This is a genomic window from Streptomyces sp. NPDC054047 (genome assembly GCF_055585065.1).
The window spans coordinates 474391-500666 of sequence record NZ_JBVJKV010000005.1; the positions used below are offsets into that span (position 1 = coordinate 474391).

The 26276-nt window shown below is 70.9% G+C and carries 18 protein-coding genes; 5 read left to right on the top strand and 13 right to left on the bottom strand.

Annotated elements, in window-relative coordinates:
- The first annotated feature begins 185 nt into the window (after nt 1-185).
- Nucleotides 186-2714 (top strand): ATP-dependent Clp protease ATP-binding subunit, encoded by a 2529-nt coding sequence (locus ACZ6ZP_RS21890; protein WP_351171831.1) that lies wholly within the window; start codon nt 186-188, stop codon nt 2712-2714.
- A gap of 159 nt (nt 2715-2873) precedes the next feature.
- Here ACZ6ZP_RS21890 and ACZ6ZP_RS21895 read toward each other — a convergent pair whose 3' ends face one another.
- From ACZ6ZP_RS21895 to ACZ6ZP_RS21920, 6 genes are all read right to left on the bottom strand, one after another.
- Nucleotides 2874-5438 (bottom strand): NACHT domain-containing protein, encoded by a 2565-nt coding sequence (locus ACZ6ZP_RS21895; RefSeq protein ID WP_361471766.1) that lies wholly within the window; start codon nt 5436-5438, stop codon nt 2874-2876.
- Nucleotides 5439-5495: 57 nt separating this feature from the next.
- Complete coding sequence (locus tag ACZ6ZP_RS21900; RefSeq protein WP_351171825.1) at nt 5496-8057, bottom strand: NACHT domain-containing protein; 2562 nt, start codon at nt 8055-8057, stop codon at nt 5496-5498.
- A gap of 1524 nt (nt 8058-9581) precedes the next feature.
- A complete protein-coding gene (locus ACZ6ZP_RS21905; protein ID WP_351171822.1) occupies nt 9582-10019 on the bottom strand; it encodes a PPOX class F420-dependent oxidoreductase in 438 nt (145 codons plus the stop codon).
- An 89-nt stretch (nt 10020-10108) separates the two neighbouring features.
- Nucleotides 10109-10231 (bottom strand): hypothetical protein, encoded by a 123-nt coding sequence (locus ACZ6ZP_RS21910; protein ID WP_351171819.1) that lies wholly within the window; start codon nt 10229-10231, stop codon nt 10109-10111.
- A gap of 100 nt (nt 10232-10331) precedes the next feature.
- Entirely contained in the window at nt 10332-11099 is a 768-nt protein-coding gene (locus ACZ6ZP_RS21915; protein WP_469407927.1) for a VOC family protein, read from the bottom strand.
- 82 nt (nt 11100-11181) lie between these two features.
- Nucleotides 11182-14301 carry an NACHT domain-containing protein gene (locus tag ACZ6ZP_RS21920; protein WP_469407929.1) on the bottom strand — a complete coding sequence of 1040 codons (3120 nt, stop codon included), beginning with the start codon at nt 14299-14301 and terminating at the stop codon, nt 11182-11184.
- 494 nt (nt 14302-14795) lie between these two features.
- Here ACZ6ZP_RS21920 and ACZ6ZP_RS21925 point away from each other — a divergent pair, with 494 nt between their 5' ends.
- Nucleotides 14796-15455, top strand: coding sequence for a M23 family metallopeptidase (locus ACZ6ZP_RS21925; protein WP_351171812.1), 660 nt, complete (start codon nt 14796-14798; stop codon nt 15453-15455).
- Between the two features lie 14 nt (nt 15456-15469).
- Here ACZ6ZP_RS21925 and ACZ6ZP_RS21930 read toward each other — a convergent pair whose 3' ends face one another.
- Nucleotides 15470-16081: a TetR/AcrR family transcriptional regulator gene (locus tag ACZ6ZP_RS21930; RefSeq protein ID WP_351171809.1), complete on the bottom strand. Its 612-nt coding sequence runs from the start codon at nt 16079-16081 to the stop codon at nt 15470-15472.
- 190 nt (nt 16082-16271) lie between these two features.
- Here ACZ6ZP_RS21930 and ACZ6ZP_RS21935 point away from each other — a divergent pair, with 190 nt between their 5' ends.
- On the top strand, nt 16272-17951 hold the full coding sequence (locus ACZ6ZP_RS21935) for an MDR family MFS transporter (RefSeq protein WP_469407931.1): 1680 nt from the start codon (nt 16272-16274) through the stop codon (nt 17949-17951).
- Nucleotides 17952-18078: 127 nt separating this feature from the next.
- Here the strand turns inward: ACZ6ZP_RS21935 and cseC are convergent, their stop codons facing one another.
- The 5 genes from cseC to ACZ6ZP_RS21960 form a co-directional block, all read right to left on the bottom strand.
- A complete protein-coding gene (cseC, locus tag ACZ6ZP_RS21940) occupies nt 18079-19407 on the bottom strand; it encodes a two-component system sensor histidine kinase CseC (protein ID WP_351171988.1) in 1329 nt (442 codons plus the stop codon).
- A gap of 161 nt (nt 19408-19568) precedes the next feature.
- Nucleotides 19569-20282, bottom strand: a complete 714-nt coding sequence (gene cseB, locus ACZ6ZP_RS21945) for a two-component system response regulator CseB (RefSeq protein ID WP_351171803.1) — start codon at nt 20280-20282, stop codon at nt 19569-19571.
- Between the two features lie 9 nt (nt 20283-20291).
- The gene (locus ACZ6ZP_RS21950; protein WP_351171800.1) at nt 20292-20951 is read right to left on the bottom strand and encodes a hypothetical protein; all 660 of its coding nucleotides are present in this window, start codon (nt 20949-20951) and stop codon (nt 20292-20294) included.
- On the bottom strand, nt 20939-21487 hold the full coding sequence (locus tag ACZ6ZP_RS21955) for a SigE family RNA polymerase sigma factor (protein WP_190083940.1): 549 nt from the start codon (nt 21485-21487) through the stop codon (nt 20939-20941). Before ACZ6ZP_RS21955 ends, ACZ6ZP_RS21950 begins: the two co-directional genes overlap by 13 nt.
- A gap of 208 nt (nt 21488-21695) precedes the next feature.
- Nucleotides 21696-22637: an HhH-GPD family protein gene (locus tag ACZ6ZP_RS21960; RefSeq protein ID WP_351171797.1), complete on the bottom strand. Its 942-nt coding sequence runs from the start codon at nt 22635-22637 to the stop codon at nt 21696-21698.
- 563 nt (nt 22638-23200) lie between these two features.
- Between ACZ6ZP_RS21960 and ACZ6ZP_RS21965 the strand changes: the two genes are divergently transcribed.
- Nucleotides 23201-24850, top strand: coding sequence for a sensor histidine kinase (locus tag ACZ6ZP_RS21965; RefSeq protein WP_469407933.1), 1650 nt, complete (start codon nt 23201-23203; stop codon nt 24848-24850).
- Nucleotides 24847-25500: a response regulator transcription factor gene (locus ACZ6ZP_RS21970; protein WP_351171791.1), complete on the top strand. Its 654-nt coding sequence runs from the start codon at nt 24847-24849 to the stop codon at nt 25498-25500. The genes ACZ6ZP_RS21965 and ACZ6ZP_RS21970 overlap by 4 nt, the downstream gene beginning before the upstream one ends.
- 23 nt (nt 25501-25523) lie before the next feature.
- Here the strand turns inward: ACZ6ZP_RS21970 and ACZ6ZP_RS21975 are convergent, their stop codons facing one another.
- The gene (locus tag ACZ6ZP_RS21975) at nt 25524-26180 is read right to left on the bottom strand and encodes a phosphatase PAP2 family protein (RefSeq protein ID WP_366463696.1); all 657 of its coding nucleotides are present in this window, start codon (nt 26178-26180) and stop codon (nt 25524-25526) included.
- Between the last annotated feature and the right edge of the window lie 96 nt (nt 26181-26276).

Below are 26276 nucleotides of genomic sequence, written 5' to 3' on the forward strand. Positions count from 1 at the left end.
CGGGAACATCGTCTCGCACCATCGGGTTGGAGCAGTTGTCGGCGTTCGGGGTCAGGAGGCACCTCTTGTTCTCGGCCGGGTGTCGGCAGTTGGAATGAGCGGTCCCCGCTTGCGGGACTAAGCTGCGGAAGGACAGGGAGGGGACAGCCCCCTTACTGCCTGACCGCTCTGAGGAGCGATTAACGATGTTCGAGAGGTTCACCGACCGCGCGCGGCGGGTTGTCGTCCTGGCTCAGGAAGAAGCCCGGATGCTCAACCACAACTACATCGGCACCGAGCACATCCTCCTGGGCTTGATCCACGAGGGCGAGGGTGTCGCCGCTAAGGCCCTGGAGAGCCTCGGGATTTCGCTCGAGGCGGTCCGCCAGCAGGTGGAGGAGATCATCGGCCAGGGCCAGCAGGCCCCGTCCGGCCACATCCCCTTCACCCCCCGTGCCAAGAAGGTCCTGGAGCTTTCGCTCCGCGAGGCCCTTCAGCTGGGCCACAACTACATCGGCACGGAGCACATCCTGCTCGGCCTGATCCGCGAGGGCGAGGGCGTCGCAGCCCAGGTCCTGGTGAAGCTGGGCGCCGATCTCAACCGGGTGCGGCAGCAGGTCATCCAGCTGCTCTCCGGATACCAGGGCAAGGAGACCGCCACCGCAGGCGGTCCTGCGGAGGGCACGCCTTCCACGTCCCTGGTGCTCGACCAGTTCGGCCGGAACCTCACCCAGGCCGCTCGTGAGTCCAAGCTCGACCCGGTCATCGGGCGCGAGAAGGAGATCGAGCGGGTCATGCAGGTGCTGTCCCGCCGTACGAAGAACAACCCCGTGCTCATCGGCGAGCCCGGCGTCGGCAAGACCGCCGTCGTCGAGGGCCTGGCCCAGGCCATCGTCAAGGGCGAGGTGCCCGAGACGCTGAAGGACAAGCACCTCTACACGCTTGACCTCGGCGCGCTGGTCGCCGGCTCCCGCTACCGCGGTGACTTCGAGGAGCGCCTGAAGAAGGTCCTCAAGGAGATCCGCACCCGCGGCGACATCATCCTGTTCATCGACGAGCTCCACACCCTGGTGGGTGCGGGTGCCGCCGAGGGCGCGATCGACGCCGCGAGCATCCTCAAGCCGATGCTGGCGCGAGGCGAGCTGCAGACCATCGGTGCCACGACGCTGGACGAGTACCGCAAGCACCTGGAGAAGGACGCGGCCCTCGAGCGCCGCTTCCAGCCCATCCAGGTCGCGGAGCCGTCGCTGCCGCACACCATCGAGATCCTCAAGGGTCTGCGCGACCGTTACGAGGCCCACCACAGGGTCTCCATCACGGACGAGGCGCTGGTGCAGGCCGCCACCCTGGCCGACCGGTACATCTCGGACCGCTTCCTGCCGGACAAGGCGATCGACCTGATCGACGAGGCCGGTTCCCGGATGCGCATCCGCCGGATGACCGCGCCGCCGGACCTCCGCGAGTTCGACGAGAAGATCGCGGGCGTGCGTCGCGACAAGGAGTCGGCCATCGACTCCCAGGACTTCGAGAAGGCGGCGTCTCTCCGCGACAAGGAGAAGCAGCTGCTCGCGGCGAAGGCCAAGCGCGAGAAGGAATGGAAGGCCGGCGACATGGACGTCGTCGCCGAGGTCGACGGCGAGCTCATCGCCGAGGTCCTCGCCACGGCGACCGGCATTCCGGTCTTCAAGCTGACCGAGGAGGAGTCCTCGCGTCTGCTGCGCATGGAGGACGAGCTCCACAAGCGGGTCATCGGCCAGAAGGACGCCATCAAGGCGCTTTCGCAGGCGATTCGTCGTACGCGTGCGGGTCTGAAGGACCCGAAGCGTCCCGGTGGCTCGTTCATCTTCGCCGGCCCGTCCGGTGTCGGTAAGACGGAGCTTTCCAAGACGCTCGCCGAATTCCTCTTCGGTGACGAGGACGCCCTGATCTCCCTCGACATGTCGGAGTTCAGCGAGAAGCACACGGTCTCGCGACTCTTCGGTTCGCCGCCCGGATATGTCGGCTACGAAGAGGGCGGGCAGCTGACGGAGAAGGTCCGCCGCAAGCCGTTCTCGGTCGTCCTCTTCGACGAGGTCGAGAAGGCCCACCCGGATATCTTCAACTCGCTCCTCCAGATCCTGGAAGACGGTCGCCTGACCGACTCCCAGGGCCGGGTCGTGGACTTCAAGAACACGGTCATCATCATGACGACCAACCTCGGCACGCGTGACATCTCCAAGGGCTTCAACCTTGGATTCGCCGCCGCGGGTGACGTCAAGACGAACTACGAGCGCATGAAGACCAAGGTCAACGACGAGCTGAAGCAGCACTTCCGCCCGGAGTTCCTGAACCGTGTCGACGACACGGTGGTCTTCCACCAGCTCACCGAGGAAGACATCATCCAGATCGTCGACCTCATGATCGCCAAGGTGGACGAGCGTCTCAAGGACCGCGACATGGGCATCGAGCTCAGCGGTGACGCGAAGAAGCTGCTCGCCAAGAAGGGCTACGACCCCGTGATGGGCGCCCGGCCGCTGCGCCGGACCATCCAGCGCGAGGTCGAGGACATCCTCTCGGAGAAGATCCTCTTCGGCGAGCTCCGCCCCGGCCACATCGTGGTCGTCGGCACGGAGGGCGAGGGTGACGAAGCCAAGTTCACCTTCCGTGGCGAGGAGAAGGCGGCGCTTCCGGACGTCCCGCCGATCGAGCAGGCGGCAGGCGGCGGCGCCGGGCCTAACCTGAGCAAGGAGGCCTAGGCCTCCGGCCCGCAGCCGCAGTACAGGCTCAAAGGGGCTGCCCCGGACCGTGAGAAACGGTCCGGGGCAGCCCCTTTTGGTTGTGTTCGGACTGCGGGTGCTGCGTGGCTGGTCGCGCAGTTCCCCGCGCCCCTTCGGAGCGCTGCCCCCGCCCCGCGGCTATGACGTGATCGTGATGCCCTCCGGCACGTTTCGTACGCGTGGCAGGCGGGGGTTCACGCGGAGCACGCTCAGGTTCGGGAAGCCCGTGAGCCAGGACATGTCCGTGTCGGCCAGCTCGGCGGTGATCCACAGGTGGGTGAGCTGCTCGTGCTCCAGGCCGTCGAGGAGCTCCTCGGTGCGTATGACGCCGACGACCTGGATCCACGGCCGCCCGCCGAGGTGCCGCAGCGCCGCGAGCTCGGCGGTGTCGGCGACGGGGAAGTACAGGCCGACCGGATCGAGATGGGCGATGATCTCGCGCGCGTACCGCTCCGTGTCGAAGTGCCGCCACGGACGGGCCAGTTCCATCCGGATGGACAGCGCCGAGCGGTGGCGCAGGCGTGCGAGGTAGTCGATGGCGGCGTCGTCCTGGACGCGGGTCGCCGTGATCGCGAGGAGCAGCGCCTGCTGGTCGCTGGGCACCTGCTCGGGGTCCGGCAGCTGCTCCAGGACGATGGGGCCGACCCAGCCCAGGCTGCGGGCGGCCAGTTCGGTCGTGGGGCGTACGAGGTTCTTGGTGCGGTCGTGGACGAGCTGCTGCACCGCCGGGTCCAGCTCGGTGACGTGCTCCAGGCAGGCCGCGGCCATCAGGCGCCGGTGGTTCACGTGCGGGCGGCGCAGGTTCGGGGCCGCGGCCAGGAGCCGCTCCAGGAAGTCGGCGCACTCCTCGGGCCGTGCGTGGGCGGCGGCCATGCGGATGACCTCCTCCCACTCGGCGCGGTGCGCGTGCTCGACGAGGGTGCGGAGCTGGCCGCGCGCCACTATTTCCTTGGCGGCCAGATAGTCCTGGAAGGTGCGGTGGATGAAGTCCACCGAGAGACCCGCCTGTTCGCGAAGCAGCCCCGTGCGGTGCAGCAGGTGGCGGAAGATCTTCTCGCCGTCTCCCTCGGCACGTGCGGAGGGGATGGCGGGCAGAGCGGTGTCCAGGATGGCGACGACGCGCTGTCGCGGCAGCTCCGAGACGCCCTCCTCCACCATCGCGTGGGCCAGCTTGCGCAGGAGCAGCTCCCGGGGACCCTGCATGAGCCGCACGTCATCGGCGTACAGGACGTCGCGTTCGGGGTCGCGGCGCTGCAGGAGCATCTCCAGGGCCGCGTCGTACAGCTCCTTGCGCCCTTTGGGCAGCGAGCCGGAGCGGTCGCGGTTGAGGGCGCAGATGAGGCCGCACATCAGGGGGTTGGTGGCGAGCTGGCGTAGCTCGCGGAAGATGCGCACGGAGTGCAGGAGGCGCTGTTCGTACTCCTTGAGCTTGTCGCGTTCCGCCTGCTCCTTGCACTGCTCGTCGCTCATCGCCGCCGCGTGCCAGTCGTGGATGAAGCGCGTGACCTGGTCGCGCGACATCGGCGCGAGAGAGAGCTCTTTGAAGCCCTCCTCGGCGAGGCGCTCCTGGGCGAGCCAGCCGTCCTCGACGGCGGAGGGGCGGGAGGTGACCAGGCAGCCGTTGCCGGAGAAGATGCGCAGCAGGCGGCGCAGCTGGTTGCGCAGCTCGCCGCGGGTGGACTCGGGGGCCTCGTCGATCCCGTCGACCAGGAGCATGGCGCGGCCCGCGAGAAGGGTGCGCACGACCCAGCCCTCCGGGGCCTGGTCGGCCAGCGGGTGGCGGATGGCGTGCAGGAAGTCGTCCGGGGCGGGGAAGCCCTCGCGGGCGAAGCGGCGTACGGGCAGGACGAAGGGCACGCGGGCGCCCTCGCGCGCCGCGGCCACGGCGAGCCACTGGACCAGGGTCGTCTTGCCCGAGCCCGCGACGCCGCGCAGCAGCACCCGCTCGGGGCCCTCCAGGGCCCGGTCGGCGAGCAGCACCGTGCGCGGCTCGCCCGGTACGCCGCTGCCGCTGCTCTCCTCGGCCTCCAGGCTGAGGTAGGTGTCCTCCAGGGGCCAGCGGTCCGGCGCGTTGGCCAGGTCCACGCCGACGATGGTGAGCCAGCCGTGCTGGCGTACGACCTCTTCGGCGTAGGCGGACTCGAAGTCCCGGTCCTCCTGGGACCGTTCGGGCTGGCGGGCCGCGGCCTCGGCGTCGTTCAGGTCGATGAGCTGGCGGATGCGGCTGGCCCGCTCGGCCATGTGCCGCTGGATGTGCGGGGAGCGCCGGACGAAGTGGTACAGGACGTGCAGACACGCGGCCACCAGCAGCTCGTCGTGGAACCACGCGGCGGTGGGGGACAGGGCGCGGTCCGCGCCCTGCACGGCGCCCCTGAGGCGGCGCGCGTAGTCCTGCGGACCCAGGCGCACGGCGTCCACGTCCGTGAGGTCCAGTTCCCCGATGGCGAGCAGCGTGCGCGTCAACACGTCGACGACGGAGGCGAGTTCGGTCGTCGGGGCGGAGTGCGCCTCGGCGGCCAGGTGCACGAAGTCGGCGGCCGCGCGGTGCACGTCGTCCGGGGTCGCCGGGGCGTCGGCGCCGCGCCAGGTGGTGAGGGCGGCGATCAGGTCGGGCGCGTCGGGCGGCTGCGGGGGAGGCGTCCGGATGAGCCGTTGTACCAGGGGTGCGGCGAGGGTCGAGGGGATGCGGACAACGGGCTCCATGGACATAGGGGGTCCCTGCGGGTGGGATTTCGTGTGTCGTGGAGGGTCAAGGGTAGGTCAACTCCTCCACGGCGGCGGGGTGATGAGTTCGATCCAGTGCGGTGCCTGCTGGGCCACCGCCTCACCCACCTCAGAGGTCACATGGACCCTCCTGAGGTTCGGGAAGACCGAGAGCCAGGCCAGTCCTTCGACGGGGTGGGACGCTTCCAGGCCGAGCCGGGTGAGCCGGTCGCGCACGATGAGTTCGGTCAGGTCCTCGACGCGGTAGGCGCCGACGACCTGGATGTCCGCCCAGCCGCCGATGTCGCGCAGGGCACGGAGGTCCTCGGGGTCGCGCACGGTGACCCTGGCCTGGCGGGGCAGGTGCGCGAGTATCTCGCGGGCGTAGAGCTCGCGGTCGAAGTGCGGCCAGGACGCGGCGAGCGTCCGCTGGACGTCCACGCTCGGATGCTCGCGGAACTGGGTGAGGAAGTGCAGCGCGGACTCACTGCCCAACTCGCTCGCCGTACGCACCACATGACGTGCCGCGTGGTCGTCGAGCCCTTCCGCGGACGGCAGCAGCGAGAGCACCAGCTCGCCGCCCGCCCGCGCCAGCTCCTCGGCCTCGGCGCTCGATCCGGGCGGCACGAGCAACTGCACCCCCACCTCCACGAAGGAACGGATCGCGGGCGCCACCTCCGCCGCGTACGGCAGCCCTGCGGCGGCAAGGAGCTTGCCGCGCGGGGTGCCCTGCTCCACGAGGCGCCGCAGCATCTGCTCGGCCTCCTTCGGCCGCGCGTGAGCGACGGCCAGGAGGACGACGTCCTCCCACTGGTCCTTGTGCGCGTTGTCCAGGAGCAGGTCGAAGTCCAGTTCCTGTACGGCGAGCCGCGAGCCGAGGTAGTCCTGGAAGGTGCGGTGCAGGAAGTCGACGTGTCCGTCGGCGGGTTCGCGCAGCAGCCCGGAGCGCAGCAGGAGCGAGGTGTAGACCTCCTCCGCGTCGCTGGTCAGGTTCAGGGAGGGCAGCGCCTGCGTGATGATGTGCAGCGCGTCCGAACGGTACATCTCCGAACGGCCGTTGCGGATGAGCCACCACGCGAGCCGCTGGAGCAGCTGGATCTGGGTGGCGTACGGAATGCGCACCACGCCCGGGTCGTCCAACCCCCGTTCCCTGTCGCGCCGTTCGAGCAGCATGGAGAGCGCTGCCTCGTAGAGGGATTTCCTGTCCTCGGGCAGGAAGCCGTTCCGGTCGCGGTGCAGGGCGCAGAGCATGCCGCACATCAGGGGGTTGGTGGCCAGGCGGTTCAGCTCGGTCGTGGTCCGTACGGCCTGAAGCAGGGAGTCGCCGGTGGACTCGTCGGCCCCGGCGGCGCGGTGCCAGCGGCGTACGAACGTGGCGACGTCGTGGCGGGCCATCGGGGAGAGCGTGAGCTCGTTGAAACCGGCGGCGGTCAGCCACTGCTCGGGTACGGCGGAGGGGCGTGAGGTGACCAGCCACAGGTTCCCCGGGAAGGTCCGGGCCAGCTCGCGCAGCCACCGGCGGGCGCTCTCCCTGCGCTCACCGGCGATCTCGTCTATCCCGTCGACCAGCAGCACGCCGCGTCGGGCCCGCAGGACGCGGTCGACCCAGCCGGCGGGCTGCTCGCCCGCCACCGGGCAGGCGACGGCCTTGAGGAAGTCCCCCGGGATGGGCAGCTCGGCCCCCGGGCGCAGGATTCTCCTCATCGGCAGGACGAAGGGCACACGCCCGATGAGGTGCGTGAGTCCGTGCTCGTACGTCCGGCTCGCGGCCGTCACGGCGAGCCACTGGACCAGGGTGGTCTTGCCCGATCCGGCGACGCCGCGCAGCAGGACCTGGTCGTGCTGGGCGAGGACCTGCTCGGCGGGGACGTGCAGCCCGCTGCCGCCGTAGCCGGTGCGCTCGCGGGTCGCCTCCAGGCTGAGGTAGGCGGTGTCGAGGGGCCACTCGCTGGTGCCCGCGTCGAGGCCGTAGATGGTGAGGGTGCCGTGGCGCTGCCCGATGTGGGCGGCGTAGAGGGCTTCGAAGGCGGCGTCCTCGGTGGACTGGGAGGGCAGCCGGTCCAGGAGGATGTCGATGGTCTGCACGAGGCGGGCCAACTGCTGTGTCTGGGCGAGCTGTTGGCGGGCGATGAAGGTGGAACGCTGCGAGAAGAAGTTGAGGATGTGGAGGGCGGCGGTGTGCAGGAGCTGGTCGTAGAAGAGTTCGCCGCTCGCGCTGAGGCCGAAGGAGATGACGACGACGCCCGCGTTCGAGCGCAGGAGGCTCGCGAAACCTTCCGGGCCCAGGGCGACGGCTTCGTAGTCCTCGATGGTGATGGTGCCGAGGGCGGCGAGGGAGTGGGCGAGGGCGCCTCGCACGGCGAGGGCTTCCGCCGGTTCGATGGGCTGCTCGTACGGGCCCGCGGCCTTGAGTGCCCGGCGGACCAGTTCGTCGGCGACCTTCTCGGCGTCCTTGGGCGTCACGCTGCGCTTCTCGCCGCTGAACGAGACGAGCGAGGAGATCTTCACCGGCTTCTCCACCAGGGCCGCGCCCGGCTGGTCCGCCACGAAGAGCTTCTTGATGAGCGGCACGACGACGCTGGACGCGATGCGGGCGCCTAGCGTGGTGGCTTCGACCATGTGTCGAGAGTAGGTGAAGGGCCGCGGGGTCGGCGGTGGTTGGGCGGTAACTAGTACCCCGGCGGGGGGTATCGCTGGGGCACGCCGTGCGGGTCCCCCGCGGGGAGGCTTCGGTGCTGTTCCGGTGGGCCTGGCTTTGGGGGCGGCAGGGAGCTCTCTTGTTGGGTGCTGCGGGCTTTGGGGGCGGTAAGGAGCGTTGGCTGGCGCCGCCGGGCACTGCGTGCGCCCCGCGTTGCTGGGCACTAGCCCCGGGGCGCGGGCTCCGGCCACGGCTCACGCCCCCTGCGGCAGGGGTGCCCCGGCGGCCTGCGGCGCCGCTTGGCCCCCACCCGCCCGCCCTCTCCTGGCCGGGTGCCTGCCCCCCCTGGGGGTGTGGTGTGGTCGACCGGGGCTCGGGGTGCCGCCCCCGTGGCTGCGGCATCGGTGTCCCGGCGGCCTGCGGTGCTGCTTGGTCCCCACCCGCTCGCCCTCTCCTGGTCGGGCGCCTGGGCCCCCTGGGGGTGTGGTGTGGTCGACCGGGGCTCGGGGGGCTGCCCCCGTGGCTGCGGCATCGGTGTCCCGGCGGCCTGCGGTGCTGCTTGGTCCCTACCCGCCCGCCCCTCCTAGCTGGGTGTCCCCCCGGCCGTGGGGCCGGACGTGGCACTGGTGCACCCTGCTGTCAGGCGTCCGGCGTGCCGGGCCCGGACCCGGGGTGCTGACCCATGGCATCGGTGTCCCGGCAGCCTGCGGCGCTGCCTTGTCCCTACCCGCCCGCCCACGCCCAGTTGGGCACCCGCCCCGGGGCACTGACTCCGCCCCCGGTTCGCGTCCCCGGCCTGCGGCAGCCGCGCCCCGGCAGCCTGCGACACCGCCTCGTCCCGTCCACTTGCCCCCACCCCGCCGGGCACCTGGCCGGGGTCACCGGCTCCGGCCACGGCTCACGCCCCCGGCCTGCGACGCCGCTTGGTTCCCACCTCTCCGCCCCTCCTGACCGGGTGCCTGGCCCCGGGGCCGTGATCTGGTCGACCGGGGCTCCATCCACCCAGTGGGACAGCCGGTTCTGGCTGTGGCCTGGGTAGTTGGGGCTGGGTAGCGGCAGGTTGGTGGCCCTGGGGTGTGGCCGCACCGGACCCTTGCTTCGCCGGGCCGGCGGCTCTGCTCGGTGCCGGAGCCGCCCGGTTGTCGCGAGGTTGGCGGTTCCGGGGCGGGAGTCAAGGGCGCTCCTGCCGTCGCGTCGGCTGCGCCGATGACCCTTCGGGCCACCCTTGACACTCGTCCCTCCACCGCGCGAGGGAGGACGACCGGACGGCCCGAAGGGCGGGACTCTCGACCACTCCCGCCAGGCTCCGGGGGCTCGCGGCCGGGTGCGGACGGTACGTCGCAGGGCGCCTGCACGGGACGTGGTGCGGTCTCGTCGCGCGGCTGACCACCGGGCCCTTGCGTGCTGAGTCGCGAGGCCGGGTGCCCTCCTTGTGAACCGTTCGGCCGGGCGGAGGGCAGCTGAGGGGGGAGGGTTGGCAGGCCTCCTCAGCCTCCTCAGACTCCTCAGCCGAGCCTGGTGCCGTACACGTTGTCCACCGTCATGGTGATCAGCACCCGGCGGTCGGCCACCATGACCTCGCGGTACTCGTCCCAGTTCGGGTGCTCGCCGGCAGCCGCGCGGTAGTAGTCCACCAGGGCCTGGACCTCGGGGCCCTGCGGGTCCGTTCCCGGGCCGGTGAGGGTGGCCGTGCCCTCGGCGGTGGCCCAGGCGCGGCCGTCGGGGCTGGTCACCTCCAGCGTGGCGCGGGCGTCCCGACGCAGGTTCGCGATCTTCGCCGTCTTCGCGGTCGTCGATACGCGGATCACGCCGTCGGAGCGGTCGTACGACGGCATGACCGGCGAGAGCTGGGGGCGGCCGTCGGACTTGATCGTCGCCAGTACGCCGAGGTTGCTCTGCGCGAGCAGGGCGTGCGGGTCGAAGGGTGTGTCTGTGGTCGTCATGACCGGTCCAACTTGCCGCTAGGGGCGGGGTATTCCGGCCTGTCGTGGGCCGTATGGGTGGTTCGGGGACCTCTTCTTCGGGGGCCTGCTCAGGGGGCGATGCCTTCGATGGCGTTCTGGACCACGCGCGACAGGTCCTCCTCCCGCGACAGGTCCTCCTCCGTGGGGACCAGCTCACGGTCCGCCGGATTCGCCTCGGTGTTCTTGCTCATAACGCCGGGAGCCGCGTGAGTGGCCTTTACAGACGCGGAGTTGGTGTCACATCACTCGAATGTGTGGCCGTCCCGGCGCCCGAGCCTGCTGCGGTGCAGTTCAGAGCCTCGTGATGACGGAGAACTCGTTGCCGGAGGGGTCGGTGATGGTGGCGATCCGGCCGTACGGGATGTCCTCGGGGGTGGTCGACGTGCCGCCGGAGGCGGTGGCTCGGCGCACGACCTCGTCCGTGTCGACCACCTCGAAGGTGGTGGCCCAGTTGGACGCAGGGGTGGAGGCGGCCGGGGTGCCGAAGATGCCGCCGATCTCGTGGCCGTCGGGGCGGCGCAGGAAGGTGAAGTCCATGCCCGGCAGGTCCTTGTTGAGGTCGAGGGTGTAGTCGAACACCGCGCTGTAGAACGCTCGGGCCGGTTCCGGGGTGGGGGTGAGCAGGTCGTTGCGGACGAGTGAGCCGGGCTCGTTCACGATCTCGCAGCCGATGCGGGTGCGGGCCTGCCAGAGGCCGAAGCGGGCGCCCACGGAATCCTCGGCGATGGCCGTGCGGGCGCCTTGGGCCGTGACGTCCTCCGGCCCCTGGAGCAGGGTGCCGCCTGCCTCGGTGATGCGTTTCGCGGTGCCGTCGCAGTCCGGGGTGGCGAAGTACATGGTCCAGCCGAAGCCTGGGGTGGCCGCCGCCTGCGTGATCGCTGCGACGGGCTTCCCGTGGAGGCGGCAGGTGGCGCTGCGCTCGCCGGCCGTGGGCGGTTCTTCGGAGTACTCCCAGCCGAGGAGCGCGCCGTAGAACTCCAGCGAACGGTCGAACTCGGTCACGCGGAGGTCGATCCACGTGGGGGTGCCGTCGGGCTGGGCGGTGGTGACGTGGCTCATCGTCGGCTCCTTGCGTCCTTCGTCGAACGGGGCGCGTCTGACGCTAGGTGCCTAATAGGTCAGGTGCTGACCTGGTTCCAGCTCAATCGGTGCTGACCTCGTTGGTGTCGCGTATCTCGATGTGCGTGGGGAGCGCGTCGAGGTCGGACACCTGGGCGGTGGAGATCGTCAGGTGCCGCAGGGCGGAGAGGCGCACGAAGGGGGCGACGGAGAGCTTCTCCTGGCCCGTGAGCCCGTACACGGACAGGTGGGTGAGGCCAGGGAAGAGCCGTACGGCCTGGGCTGTCGTCGAGGTCCAGTCGGCGCCCTCGTGCAGGAGGGACAGCTCTGTGACGCTGGGGAGCGTCAGCCCTGCCGGTGCGTGGGCGAGGTTGCCGGATGCCATGTCCAGCCGGATGAGGTGGCGGAGGGGCGCGAGGGCTTCCCAGGCGGCGGCGGAGGCGGGGCCGTCCGTCTCGCCGAAGAGGACCCACTCCAGCTCAGGCCATCGGTCCAGGCTCCGCAAGTCGTCCACGGTGCGAGTGGAGTCGAGGAATGCCAGCGTGCGCAGCGGGGCCTCGACGGGCAACACGCTCAGGCTCCAGGGCTCGTTGATGTCGATGAGCCGCAGTTGATCCAGTTCGCCCAGCGCACGAAGCGCCTCGGGAGTGAGGCGCGAAGGGGGCATCCTGAGCGAGAGGTAGGTGGGGACGCAGGATGCGATCAGGCGGGAGGCGGCTGTGGGAGAGACGGTCTCCCGGATGTCCAGGAGCCTCGGGCGTATCCCCAGCCGTTCGAGCTCCAGGATCTGCCCCGATCTGCGGATGGTGAAGTACGTGCTCGTGGCGTCGAGTCGAGGGATCACCTGCTCGCCGTACCTGCGGGAGTCGTAGCGACTCCACGCCCACATGAGCTGTCTCCGCACGGCCAGCGCGGGATGGCGCGCGAAGCGGGCGAGGAAGGGGATCGCGGCATCGGAAGGGATGCTCGTCGCGGTGATGGCCACGTGCCCGGCCTCCTCCTCGTTGAGGCCGTCCGGGCCCGGCAGCAGGTCCAGGACCATGGGGCCGACCGCCGCGAGCTCGCGGGCGGCCTCCGCGCTGCGGGGCGGGATCACCGCGGCCAGGCGGCGCTCCACCTCCTCCCGCACCGCCGGATCAAGCTCGGCCGCATGCTCCAGGCAGGCCGCCGCGAGCAGATGTACTCGCACCCGCGCCCGTTCATCGGCGTGGGTGTCCCCGAAGGCCAGCAACTCACCGAAGAACGCGGACCGTTCGCGGGGCCGCGCATGCGCCACCGCCATGCGGATGACGTCCTCCCACTGGTCGTCCGCCGCGTGGCGTGCGAGGACGCCGAAGTCGCCCTCGTCGACTGCCGCCCGCGCGCCCAGGAAGTCCTGGAACGTGCGGTGGATGAAGTCGACCGTCTCTGGAGCCGGTTCGCGCAGGAGGCCGCTTCGGTGAAGGAAGTGTTCGAAGACCGCCTTCGCGTCGCCCAGCGCTGCCACCTCCGGGACCGAGGGGAGCGCGTCCGCGATGATCGTCTCCGCTCGCGAACGGTCCATCGTCGTACGGCCGTTGCGGATCAGCCAGTAGGCCAGGCGCTGGAGGAGTTGCAGCTGCGGCTCCTCCCGCAGGTCGGGTACGTCCATGTGCCGCTCGCGGTCGCGGCGGATCAGGAGCATGGACAGGGCCGCCGTGTAGAGGTCCTTGCGGCCCAGGGGGAGGAAGCCTCTGCGGTCGCGGTGCAGCGCGCAGATCAGGCCGCACATCAGGGGGTTGGTGGCCAGGAGGCCGAGGTCGGGCTTGGCGTGCACCGCGTCGAGGAGCTGGCTCTCGTACGAGGCGAGCGCGGCGTCCTCGTCCGCCGCACCCGTGCGTGCTGCCACGTGCCAGCGGCTGATGAAGGTCGCCGCGTCCGCCCGGTTCATCGGGGAGAGCGTCAGCTCCGTGAAGTCCTGCTCCGCCAGCCAGTCCTCCCGTACCGCCGACGGGCGCGAGGTCACCAGCCACCGGTTGCCGGGGTACGCGTCGATCAGGTCGCTCAGCCACTCCCGCGTGCGCGAGCGCTCCGTGTCAGGGATCTCGTCGATTCCGTCCACCAGGACCAGCGCCCGGCCCGCCGTGAGTACGCGGGACTCCCAGCCCTTGGGCTGCGTGCCCGCCAGGGGGGAGCCGACCGCCGCGAGGAAGTCCGCCGGGGCGGGGAGGCGCTCGCCGTTGCGGGTGAGGGTGCGCAGGGGGAGTACGTAGGGGATGCGGTCGTGGAGGTACGTCATGCGGTCGTCGTCCGGGGCGCAGCGCGCGGCGCTCACCGCGAGCCACTGGACGAGCGTGGTCTTGCCGGAGCCGGCCTCGCCGCGCAGGAGGACGCGGTCGTGGGTGGCGAGGGCCTGATCGGCGGGACGGAGCGTGGGGGTCGCGTCGCTGCCCTGGTCCGCCCACTGCCTGATCGTGGGGCTCGCCATGGCCAGGGCGTCGGCGAGCTCCTGGGCCGTCGGATGGCGCGGGTCGTACTGGTCCGTCGCCTCCAGCGACATGTAGGCCGCATCCAAAGGCCACCGCCCCGGCGAGTTGGACAGATCGATCCCGAAGATCGTCAGCTTCCCGTGCTTCTTCGCCACGTACGCGAGATACCGCTGCTCGAAGGCCACGTCCTCCGCCCCCGGCAGCGGGTTCCGCGCGATCAGTCCGTCCACCTTCGTGATCAGTTCCGCCTGCCTGCGGCTCTGCTCGACCAGGGTGCGGGCCACGAAAGAGGAGCGTTGCGTGAAGAACTGGAGGATGTGCAGGCACGTCGTGTCGAGCAGGCGCTCGTAGAAGTACGTGGCGTCCGCCGACAGGGTCCGCTCCGGGGCGCCGGCCGCTCCCCGCAGCCGGGCCGCCAGCCGCTGCGGGCCCAGCTCCACCGCCTCCACGTCGCTCAGGGTCAGGTCGCCCAGCGCGTGCAGCGTGCGGGCCAGCGCGTCCGTCACCGCCCGGCGCTCGTCGTCGGCGATCGCCCGCTCGCCCGTGCGCAGCGCCTGGTGGACCAGGTCCCCGGCCAGCCTGGCCAGGTCCTTCTCCGTCAGGGTTCGCTTCTCGCCCTTGAAGGACACCAGGGCCGACAGCCGCACCGGCCGGTCCACCAGGCCCGCGCCCGGCCCCTCTCGTACGAACAGCTTCTTGATCAGAGGGGCTGCGACGCCCGAGGCGAGCCGGGCGCCTATGACCGCGGGATCCATGCGCCGCAGCGTAGTGCCGGTCACATTCCGGAGGTTGTGGATCTCGAGGGCCGGTGACATGACGCACAGGCGTTATGTCCGGTACTAGGCGGAATAGTGGTGGCGTTCGGAGTGGCGGAGAGGACCTTCGGTCCGCAACCTCCGGGACCTTCGGCTCGTCGGGGGGTCGGAGGGTCGGTCGGGGCCAGTACTGGCCCCGGTGGCCTCTCCGAAGTGGGGTTAAACCTCACCCTGATGATCAAAAGAGGCAAGTGGTTGAAGGGGGAATTGTCAGGATTTGGGGGTGTCAAGGAGGAGAAAGTCGGGCGGGTGGCTACGGCTTTCGGTAGTAGATGGGGGGTTTGAGTGGGTGGCGGGGTGCGGGTTACCAAGGGATGGCCAACCCGGCGGGACGCAGAGCTGCGTATGCCGGGTCCCTTTATGCCCGGCATGTACCGCTGACGCGCCGCATGCCATGCCATGCCACACGCTCCCCATCCCGGAGGTCATCCGCCATGTCGAAGCGCGCCACGTCCCACCTTTCCGGCCTGTCCCTGCTCCGTACGCGGACGGCCGTCGTCACCGTCGCGGGCCTCGGGCTCGGAGCGTCGGCCGTTCTCGGTTCCGGGATCGCGGCCGCCGCCGACACCAAGGGCGGTGCGCTGCCCGGCGTCTCCGCGAACTCGATATCGGCGCAGGCCGACGCGCAGGCCAAGGCCGCGAGCAAGGCTCAGCAGGCCGCCGCGAAGAAGGCCGTCGCTTGGCAGGACCCGGTCGACAAGTACACGCTCTCCGCGTCCTTCGGGCTCGGCGGCAACATGTGGTCCAGCAAGCACTCCGGCCAGGACTTCGCCGTGTCCATCGGCACGTCCGTCGAGGCCGTGCACAACGGCACCGTCGTCAAGGCCGGCCCCAACGGCGCCGGTGACGGTCCCGCGTACGGCAACGCCATCGTGATCAAGCACGACAACGGCACGTACTCGCAGTACGCGCACCTGTCGAAGATCGACGTGCGCGTCGGCCAGACCGTCGGCACCGGCCAGCACATCGCCGCCTCCGGCAACACCGGAAACTCCAGCGGCCCGCACCTGCACTTCGAGATCCGTACGACCCCGAACTACGGCTCGGCGGTCGACCCGGTCGCGTTCCTGCGTGCCGAGGGCGTCACCGTCTGACCGGCGGCGACAGCTCAGGCGCCTTCGTGCGCCCGTGTCACCAGATCGATGGCGACCTCCAGGATGGCCTTGCGCTTCTCCTCGGGGTCGCCTTCGGCGTCCTTGAGCACGAACATCCCGCCGTGCATCGTGAAGAGCGCCGAGAAGCAGCGGACCTGAGCCGTCATGGGGGCGCCCGGCTCCCGGAGGATGTCGAGCAGGCTGAACATGCGGTCCTTGAAGGTCTCGCCCGTCTTCAGGTCCCGCATCGTCGCCTGGTTCTCCTGCATGAAGCGGAAGAGCGGGGACGCCCCCGTGAGGATCTCGCTGTAGCGGGTCAGGATCGTCCGCTTGACCTCCAGCGTGTGCGGCTGGTCCTTGCCCCACTCCACCAGTTCGTCGATGGGCTTGGTCAGGTCCTCGAAGATGCTGGTGAGGATGTCTTCCTTGGTCTTGAAGTGGTAGTACAGCGCCGCCTTCGTGACCTCCAGACGCTCCGCGATCTCGCGCAGTGACGTCTTCTCGTAGCCCTGCTCGGCGAAGAGTTCGAGGGCCACGTCCTGGATGCGCTGACGGGTGTCCCCGCGGCGCTGCTGCTTGCCCGTGCCTGCGCCCGTGCCGGCGCCCGCGCCTGTGCCCGTGACCATCTTGGTGCTCCTCGGCTCCCTCGACTCGAATCCGTGGACCCGATTTTACTTACTTGACGCCCGGCTAGTTAGGGGTCTAGTTTCCCTCAGTGTAGTCAGCTTGCCGGTCGGCAAGTAAGTGGCAGTCGTAGACAGCGGTACGCAGCAGCACGCAGCAGTACGCAGTCGGGGAAACCGGGGAGTGGGGAACATGGCGGAGACCGAGAAGAAGCCAGGGGAGCAGGCGAAGCCGGGGGCACCGGCGAAGGAAGCGCCACAGTCGCGCAGCGTGCGCGTCGTGATGATGGCGCTGATGGTCACGATTCTGCTCGCGATGCTCGACAACATGATCGTGAGCCCCGCGATGCCGACGATCGTCGGTGACCTCGGCGGCATGGAGCACCTGTCGTGGGTCGTCACCGCGTACATGCTCGCGACCGCCGCCTCGACCCCCATCTGGGGCAAGCTCGGCGACATGTACGGGCGCAAGGGCGTCTTCCTCACCTCCATAGTCATCTTCCTGGCCGGTTCGGTGCTCAGCGGCATGGCGCAGGACATGGGCCAGCTGATCGGCTTCCGCGCGGTCCAGGGGCTCGGCGCGGGCGGTCTGATGGTCGGCGTCATGGCGATCATCGGTGAGCTGGTCCCGCCGCGGGAGCGCGGCAAGTACATGGGCATGATGACCGGCGTCATGGCGGTCGCCATGATCGGCGGCCCGCTCGTCGGCGGCACGATCACCGACCACCTCGGCTGGCGCTGGGCCTTCTACATCAACCTGCCGCTCGGTGCCGTCGCGCTCGCCATGGTGACCGCGGTGCTGCACCTGCCGAAGAAGAAGGCGCAGGGGCGGATCGACTACCTCGGTGCGGCTCTGCTGACCATCGGCATCAGCTCGCTCGTGCTCGTCACGACCTGGGGCGGTACGGAGTACGACTGGACCTCGACCGTGATCATGGAGCTCATCGCGATCGGCGTCGTCTCGCTCATCAGCTTCGTCATCGTGCAGAAGAAGGCCGCCGAGCCGATCCTGCCGCTGCACATCTTCCGCAACCTCAACTTCACGCTGATGGCGGTGATCGGCTTCCTCACCGGCTTCGTGATGTTCGGTGCGATGCTGTTCCTGCCGCTCTACCAGCAGGCGGTGCAGGGCGCGTCGGCCACCAACTCCGGGCTGCTGCTGCTTCCGATGCTGCTCTCGATGATGGTCGTCTCGTTCTTCTCGGGGCGGTTCACCACCTCCACCGGCAAGTACAAGATCTTCCCGATCGCGGGCACCGTACTGATGGTGCTCGGTCTGTTCCTGCTGGCGCGGATGGACACGGACACGTCGCGGTTCACCTCGGGCCTCTACATGGCGGTGCTCGGCGCGGGCATGGGCTGCCTGATGCAGATCACCATGCTGGTGGCGCAGAACAGCGTCGAGATGAAGGACATGGGCGTCGCGTCGTCCTCGGCCACGCTCTTCCGTACGCTCGGCTCCTCGTTCGGCGTCGCGATCATGGGGGCGCTCTTCAACAGCCGGGTCGAGAGCACGATGTCCGAGCGGGCCGGGGAGCTGGGGGGCAAGGTCACCGAGCAGTCCGCGCAGCTGGACGCGGACAGTCTGTCGAAGCTGGCCGCGCCGGTGCGGGAGGCGTATCAGCACGCGGTGTCGGCCGGTACGCACTCGGCGTTCCTGCTGGGGGCCGTCATCGGCGTCGCCGCTCTGGTCGCGGCGTTCTTCGTCAAGGAGGTTCCCCTGCGGGGGGCCGGGCCGAAGGACTCCGAGCCCTCGGGCTCCGACTCCGGGGCGGCCGAGAAGCCGGTCGATGAGCCGGTCGATGAGCCGGTCGAGGGTGCGGATGGGGACTCCGCGCGTGGTCCGCGGGACGCGGTTGCAGAGGTCGTCTGACCTGCGGTCCCACCCCCTCGGCTGAAACGGGCCCCCGGCACCTCTTGGTGCCGGGGGCCCGTTGCTGCTCTGGGAGTTGTGCGTGCTGCCCTGCGGTTGGGGCGTTGCGCCCACAAGGACCGGGACTCTACTTGTACTTGTCCGGCAGTTGCAGGATCGGGTAGCTGCCCGTGTTCGTCGGGGCGTGTTCCGGGAGCCACAGGACCGCCACCGCGCCCTCCGCCGGGTCGTCGGGGGCCGCGCCGGCCGGGGTCACGTTGCGGAACGTGAGCCTCGCGCCGAGCACCCTCGCCTGGCCCGCCGCGATCGTCAGGCCCAGGCCGTGGCCCACGCCCGCGCGGTCGGTGCTGCCGGTGCGGAAGCGGCTCGGGCCCTCCTCCAGGAGGCCGGCCGGGAACCCCGGACCGTGGTCGCGGACCCGCACCACGCGGCCCTCGACACTGACCTCGACCGGCGGCTTCCCGTGCTTGGCCGCGTTGGCGAGCAGGTTGCCCAGGATGCGCTCCAGGCGGCGCGGGTCGGTGGTGACCTCCGACTCGTGCACCACCGTCACGCGCACGTCCGAGTTGAGCACCGCGATCCGCCGCGTCACGAACTCGCCGAGCATCAGGTCCTGAAGCTCGGCCCGCTCGGCCGCGCTGTCCAGACGGGCCACTTCCAGGACGTCCTCGACGAGCGTGCGCATCGCCTGCGCCCGGTCCCTGACCAGCTCGGTCGGGCGGCCCGGCGGCAGCAGCTCGGCCGCCGTGAGCAGACCGGTCACCGGCGTACGCAGCTCGTGCGCGATGTCGGCCGTCACGCGCCGCTCGGCTTCGAGGCGCTGCTTGAGCGCGTCCGCCATCGCGTCCACCGAGCGCGCCAGGTCGTCGGTCTCATCGCGTACGACGCCGCCGATGGCATCTCGTACGCTCACGTCCGTCTGCCCCTGGGCGACCTCCTGCGCCGCGGTCGCCGCCTTGCGCAGGCGTCGCGAGAGCTGGCCGCCGATGAGCACGCCGAGCGCGCAGCCGCCGAAGACGACCGAGATGGAGCCGATGACCAGGGCCTGGTCGAGGTCCTTCATGACGGTGGCGCTGCGGTCGGTGAAGCGGGTGTGCAGGGAGAGGATGTGGCCGTCGCTCAGCGGGACCGCGGCCCAGATGTCGGGGACGCCGCTCGCGTGGTCCTCCACGTACGTGGCCCTGCGCCCGGCGAGCACCTTCGCGAGGAGCTCCCTGGGCATCTCCGGGTCGTCGACCTTCATGCCGAACTGGCCCGTCCGGCCGGACGTCTCGTAGATCCGCTGGGCGTACTGGATGCGCTCGTCCTGCACGTCGCGCGCGTTGTCGAGCATCGAGACGCGCGCGGCGTTGTGCACGACCAGGCTCAGTGCCACCGCGACGAGCGCGCCGACCAGCGCGATCGCCGCACTGATCTTCCAGCGCACGCCGGTGCGCAGGCGGGAGCCGAACGCCATGCCGACGCGGGCGCGCAGCACGGCCACGCGCCCCCCGCTCTCCCTGCTCATATAGGTCCCCCGAGATGCGCCGCGCCGTGCGGCCGTGCCGTGTCGCCGTGCGGCCGTGCCGTGCTGTCGTGCGGCCGTGCCGTGTCGTCCCGTTCAGGCATGCCGACGGTTCACGCCTTGAGCTTGTAGCCGAAGCCGCGGACCGTCTCGATCCGGTCCTGGCCCACCTTCGTGCGCAGCCGCTGCACATGGACGTCGACGACGCGGGTGTCACCGCCCCAGCCGTAGTCCCACACGCGCTCCAGGAGCTTGTCGCGGGAGAGGACCGTGCCGGGCGCGGACGAGAATTCGAGCAGCAGGCGCATCTCGGTCGGCGTCAGGGCCACCGGAGCGCCGTCCTTGCGGACCTCCATGCCCTCCGTGTCGATCTCCAGGTCGCCGAAGTGCAGGACGCCGCCGTCCGGCGAACCGCCCTCGCCCGCGGCGGGCGCCCCCGAGTCGGGGCCGCTCGCGTGGCCGAAGCGGCGCAGCACGGCGCGAATCCTGGCGACCAGGACGGCGCCGTCGAACGGCTTCGTCACGTAGTCGTCGGCCCCCGCCTCCAGGCCGAGCACGACGTCGATGGAGTCGGCGCGCGCCGAGAGCATGATCACCGGGACCGTGGACTCGTCGCGGATGCGGCGGCACAGAGAGACGCCGTCCAGGCCCGGCACCATCACGTCCAGGAGCGCGATGTCCGGGCGGTCGGCACGGAACGCCTCCAGGCCGAGCAGGCCGTCGGGCATCGCGGTGACGACGAAGCCGTCCCGTTCGAGGGCGAGCTGCGTCGCCTCGCGGATGACGTCGTCGTCCTCGACGAACAGGACATGGGTGTGCTCTGCCATCGGGTGCTCTCAGTCCTCCGTCGGAGCGGGTGCGTCGCCGCCCGCCGCGCTGCTGTAGTGGTTGCGGATGCGGTCCGTCTCCCGGAAGTGGTTCGCGGCCCACTCGTACGTGATGACGTCCTCGCCGGACGGGTACGACACCGGATCACCCTTCTCGTACAGCTGCTTGGTGACCACCAGGTCGCCCCGGTCGATCTCCGCGTAGACGGGTGGCTCCTCGTCCTGGAAGACATTCTGGTACTTCTTGCCCTCGGTGCGATACACGTACGTGCTGGTACCGACCGCGTCACCGCAGGTCATGATGTTGACGACGACGTCGGCGGCGGCTCCTCCGGTCAGGTTGCCGTAACTCACGTCGACGGGGTACTCGTCGGCGACGCAGGGCTTCAGGTCGCGCTTGACCGTCCGGCTGACCTTCGGGTCGTTCTTGACGATCTTCACCGCCTCCAGGGCGGTGGGCGGCGAGGTCGAGGACGTCGCGGTGGGGGACGGGGAGGGCGTCGGTGACATCACCGTCTCGCCCCGGTTGCCGGGGCCCTCGTCACGGGCGCCGGAGCCGCCCGTCGAGCAGGCGGTGGCGGAGAGCAAAAGGCCGACGGCGGCGACCGCGGCCGTTGCCGCGCTCCCCGCCTTCGTCGTCCTGCCAGCCCGGGTGCTTAGGCCGCGCAACGCTCCCGCTCCTCACGTTCGAGCGCGCCGGTGGCGGGCTCCTCGCGGTCCCGGCTCTCCAGCTCCTGGCGGAGCCGGGCGAGCGCCCGGTGCAGGGTGCTCTTGACCGTTCCCGCGGACATGCCGAGTGCCGCGGCCGTCTCCTCTGTGGACATCTGCTCCCAGTGTCGCAGCACGACGACGCTGCGCTGCTTGGGTGCCAGCACCTTCATGATGTCCATCAGGAGGGCGCGGTCCGCATGCTGTTCGGTGGAGTCTTCCACGCTCGCGTCGGGCAGCTGCTCGGTGGGGACCTCTTCGAGCTTGCGGGCCCGCCACCACTCCGTACGCGTGTTGATCATGACGCGGCGCAGATAGGCGTCCGCGAGCCGCTTGTCGGCTATGCCGTCCCAGCGGCCGTACGTCCGCACGAGCGCGGTCTGCAGCAGGTCCTGGGCGTCGACGGGGTCGGGGACCAGGCGCCGGGCACTGCGCAGCAGGGCGTCCTGCCGAGTGCGGACGTACTCTTCGAACTCGAGCACCTCGCCGTGCGCCATACCTAACCGCCTCCGTTCACCGACCACCGCTGCTTGTGCGGTACGGCTATGAAGCTACGGAGGCGTTGTCACGAGGCTGTGCGGAGGAGCCAGCGGGGGGCGCACGGCCTTCCGTCGGTTGTGTAACAGAAGTAGGCGGGACGTAAAGCGGGGGCGTTTCGTTCCGATTTGGCCGCTGTCTCAGGTGGGCTGTCCCTGGGGGGCTGTCTCAGGTGAGAGGCAGGCGGTAGAGGGCGTCGGGGAGCGGTTCGACGAGGCCGTCGGCGACCAGTCCGTCCAGGGCACGGGCGCGCTGCACGGGTTCGTCCCACACCCGGTCGAGGGCCGCCTGCGGTACGGGGGCCACGGCCTCGCGGAGCACCGCGAGCAGCTTGCCGCGGACCTGGCGGTCCGTCCCCGCGTACGTCTGGCCCTTGCGGGCCGGACCCTGGTGCGCCGGTTTGCCGGCCGCCTGCCAGGCGCACTGCTGCGAGATGGGGCAGCGGGCGCAGTTCTCGTTCTTGGCGGTGCAGACGAGGGCGCCGAGCTCCATGGAGGCGGCGGCCCAGCGGGACGCCGTGCGCTCGTCGTCGGGCAGGAGGGCGCGGGCGAGCTTGCGCTCGGCGGCGGTGGTGGCGTTCGGGGGGTACTGGACGCCGGTGACGGCGCGCGCGAACACCCGCCGCACGTTCGTGTCGAGCACGGCGTGCCGCTGCCCGTACGCGAACGACGCCACGGCCGCGGCCGTGTACTCGCCGATGCCCGGCAGCGCGAGCAGCTGCGCGTGCTTGGTGGGTACGTCGCCGCCGTGCCGTTCCGTTATGGCGATGGCGGCGCCGTGCAGCCGCAGGGCGCGGCGGGGGTAACCGAGGCGTCCCCAGGCACGGACGGCTTCGCCCGGGGCTTCCTTGGCGAGGTCGGCGGGGCGGGGCCAGCGGGCGATCCACTGCTCGTACACGGGCAGGACGCGGCTGACCGGCGTCTGCTGCAGCATGAACTCGCTGACCATCACACCCCAGGGCCCGGCGTCGGGCCGACGCCACGGCAGATCGCGCGCGTTCGCGTCGAACCAGGCGATGACGGGACCGTGCAGGGCCTCGCCGGCGGGCTCGGGGCTGTCGGAAGTGGCTGACATGGGCATGGGCGGCATGGGCTTCGTGGGCGCAGTCATGGCATGACGATCCTGCCATGGGGTCGCCGGAGGGCGGGCCAGGCGGGGCTCCTGAGGACGCGCGTTTCCGCTCGGCGGCGTTGCCGGTGGGGCGCGGGGCCCGTTCGGTGGCGGGCGCGGGCCGTTCGCGTCTCGCGGCGCACTGCGGGTCTGGTCCGTCGGTGGGTGCGGTTCCGGGCCGGTATGTCCGTCCTCGCTGTCGTCCGGTGGCCGCCTTGGTGCTTCGGCGCCGGAGTGGCGGGCACCGTGCTCCGGGCGGACATACCGGCGCGCCCCCTCGCGTCTCGCTGCCGACTGCGGGTGCATGGGGCCGATGCGCCAGGGCTGGGGCACGTCGCGTCGCATCCTGCCGTCTCCCAATTGCCCCCGGGCCGGTCTGTCCGGGTAGCTCCGACCCCGGCACTGCGGGGCAATCGGGTGGGTGGGTGGGAGAGCTTGTTCGTTCAGGGGTGGATGCGGGGTGATCGGGTGGGTGGGTGGGGAGGGCTGTTCGGTCGGCGGAGGGGCGAGGACCTGACGATCGGCAGGGGTGGAGGCCAGGGGCCAGGAAGTAGCGTCGTGGGGTGCGAAGTGGATGCCGGGGGGATGTTCTGCTGTGGGCGGCGCTGGCCCTGGCCGCGCCGGCCGTGGAGCGGGTCGGGCTGGGCGAGCCCCGCTCGGCGTGGACGCAGGCGGCCGGAGCCCTGGCGCTGGGGCTCGCCGCGGCCACCTGGCGGCGCCGGCCACCCGCCGCCTTCGCGGTGGCCGCAGGGCTGGGGCTCGCGACAGCACCCTCCCTGTTCACGCTCTCCTACGGGCCCGCCCTCGCGGTCTTCGCGACGCTCATGGGGCGGCGAGCCGAGCGGGCCCGACCCGCGCTGATCCTCTTCGGGGCCACCGCCCTGGCGGGCACAGCCAAGATCCTCGTACGCGGAGTCGACCCCGTAGTGGAGTGGCTCGTCCTCATGGCGACGCTGCTCTTCGGAGCGGTCTTCCCGTGGCTAGCAGGGCGCTACCTCCGCCAGGGCCGCGAACTCGCCGCCGCAGGCTGGACCCGTGCCGCCCAATTGGAGCGCGAGCAGCGCATCGTCGCCGACCGGGCCCGGCTACGGGAACGGGCCCGCATCGCCCAGGACATGCACGACTCCCTCGGGCACGAGCTGAGCCTCATCGCGGTGCGGGCAGGCGCCCTCCAGGTGGCCGCCGATCTGCCCGAACGGCACCGCGGCGCCGTCGCCGACCTCCGCGTGGCCGCGTCGGACGCCACCGATCGACTGCACGAGATCATCGGGCTGTTGAGGGAGGAGGGCGACGAGGTCGCCCCCCTCGCCCCGGCGGGTGAAAGCGTGCGCGCACTCGTCGAGCGGGCCGCCGATTCGGGACTGCCGGTCCGGTACGTCGCGGGGGGTGAGGAGCAGCGTACGGAATTGACCGAGACAGGAACCGGGACAGGAACCGGGACAGGAACCTGGACAGATACCAACCCCACAACCGGGGCCGAGTCCGAGCGGACCGTCTACCGGATCGTCCAGGAAGCCCTGACCAACGCCGCCAAGCACGCCCCCGGCGCCCCCGTCACGGTCGAAGTGACCAGGACGGCCGTCACCGTCACCAACGGGGCCGCCACTGAGCCGGGTTCGGGCCCCGGCGCCGGCTCCGGCCTCGTAGGCCTGCGGGCCAGGGTCGAGGACCTCGGCGGCACCCTCGACGCCGGGCCGCACGGCGACGGCTTCCGGGTCCTCGCGCGGCTCCCCGGGCAGGGCACGGCCCCGCAGGCACGCCCGAAGCCCCCAGCGCCCGGCCTCGCGTACGCCCGCCGCAGGACCGTGCTGGCCTTCGGAGCCGCTCTGGCCACCGGAGTCCTGCTCGTGGGCGGCGCCTTCGCCTGGTACGCGTACTCGCGGTCGCACGCCGTCCTCGAACCGGCCGACTTCGCCCGGCTCACGGTCGGCCAGGCACAGGCCGACGCCGAACGCCTGCTGCCCGACCTGTCCGCGTCCGATCCGCCCGAGGAGCGCGCCCCCACCCCGCCCCCCGAAGGCGCCGACTGCCGCTACTACCGCGCAAGCGGTGAACTCTTCGTCACCGTCGAGCACTTCAGGGTCTGTTTCAGGGGCGGAGCCCTCGCGGAGAAGAGCGTGATCCCCAAGGCCGGAACCGAGGCCGGAACCAAGTCCGGAACCAGTAGCAAAGGGCGAGAGCCCGAGACAAAGTTGAAGGAGGGCGTGCGGTGATCCGCGTACTGCTGGCCGACGACGAGGCCATGATCCGCGCGGGCGTCCGCGCGATCCTCTGCGCGGGCGAGGACATCGAGGTCGTCGCGGAGGCGGGGGACGGGCGCGAGGCGGTCGCGCTCGCCCAGGCCCACCGGCCCGACGTCGCGCTGCTCGACATCCGCATGCCGGGGCTCGACGGCCTCGCCGCGGGCGAGGAGATCGTACGGACGATGCCCGGCACCGCGGTCGCGATGCTGACGACCTTCTCCGAGGACGCCTACGTCGCGCGGGCGCTGAGCGGCGGAGCCACCGGCTTTCTGCTGAAGTCCGGCGATCCGCACGAACTCATCGCGGGCGTACGCGCGGTGGCCGGCGGCGCCGCCTTCCTCTCGCCCAAGGTGGCCCGCCACGTCATCGACGGCTACGGCGCACAGCGCATGGGCCGCGGCGCCGACGCCCGCGCCAGGACCGCGGTCCTCACCCCGCGCGAGCGCGAAGTGCTCGGACTCGTGGGGGAGGGCCTCTCCAACCCGGAGATCGCCGCCCGGCTCCATCTGGTCGAAGGCACGGTCAAGGCGTACGTGAGCGCGGTCCTCGACCGGCTCGGGGTCAAGAACCGCGTCCAGGCGGCGATCGTCGCCTACGAGGCGGGACTTGTGCGGCTCTGACCCATCACCTCAGAGGCAGTGTCTCAGCGGCGGTGCGACGCGGGCCGCCGGTGCGACGTCACCTGCGGCGCCGTCGGATCGCCCGGACCCGCGAACCACTTGACGACGCCCGTCGAAGAACCGCGCATCGCCTCGACGATCCGCCCCACGGGCCGCGTCGCCAGCCGTACGAGGATGAAGGCGAGCGCGGCTCCGAGGATCAGGCCAACCGCCACGTCGTGCGGATAGTGCACGCCCACGAAGACCCGCGAGAACGCCATGAGCACGGCCATCGGCAGCGTCAGCGCGGCGATCCGCGGCCAGGCGAGCGCGAGGCCGACGGCGGCGGCGCCCGCGATCGTCGAGTGGTTGCTGGGGAAGGACCAGTCGCCGTACGCCGGGCACTCGACGATGGAGGTGACCGCCCCGGCGACGGCCCGGCACGGGCGCTCCTCGTCCACCGCGGACTTGAGCAACTCGCTGCACACATAGGCCACCGCGGTGACCAGCGGCGCGAGAACGGCTATCGCGAGGGCGCGGGGGTCGCCGCGCCGTGCCCGCCACCACGCGACGATGAAGAGCACGCCGAAGAGCAGCAGGCCGAGCTCCGTCCACACCTCGGCGAGGTGCTGGAACCAGGTAGGGGTGTCGTGGGCGAAGTCGGTGACATCGCGATAGAGATCGTCGTCCATGGTGTCCATGATTACGGACGGTACGGAGTGGGTCCGAATCGTCACACCCGGCGATCGACCGGTTACTACCCCTGACGACAGACAGGGGTCCGGGAAGCGGAATTA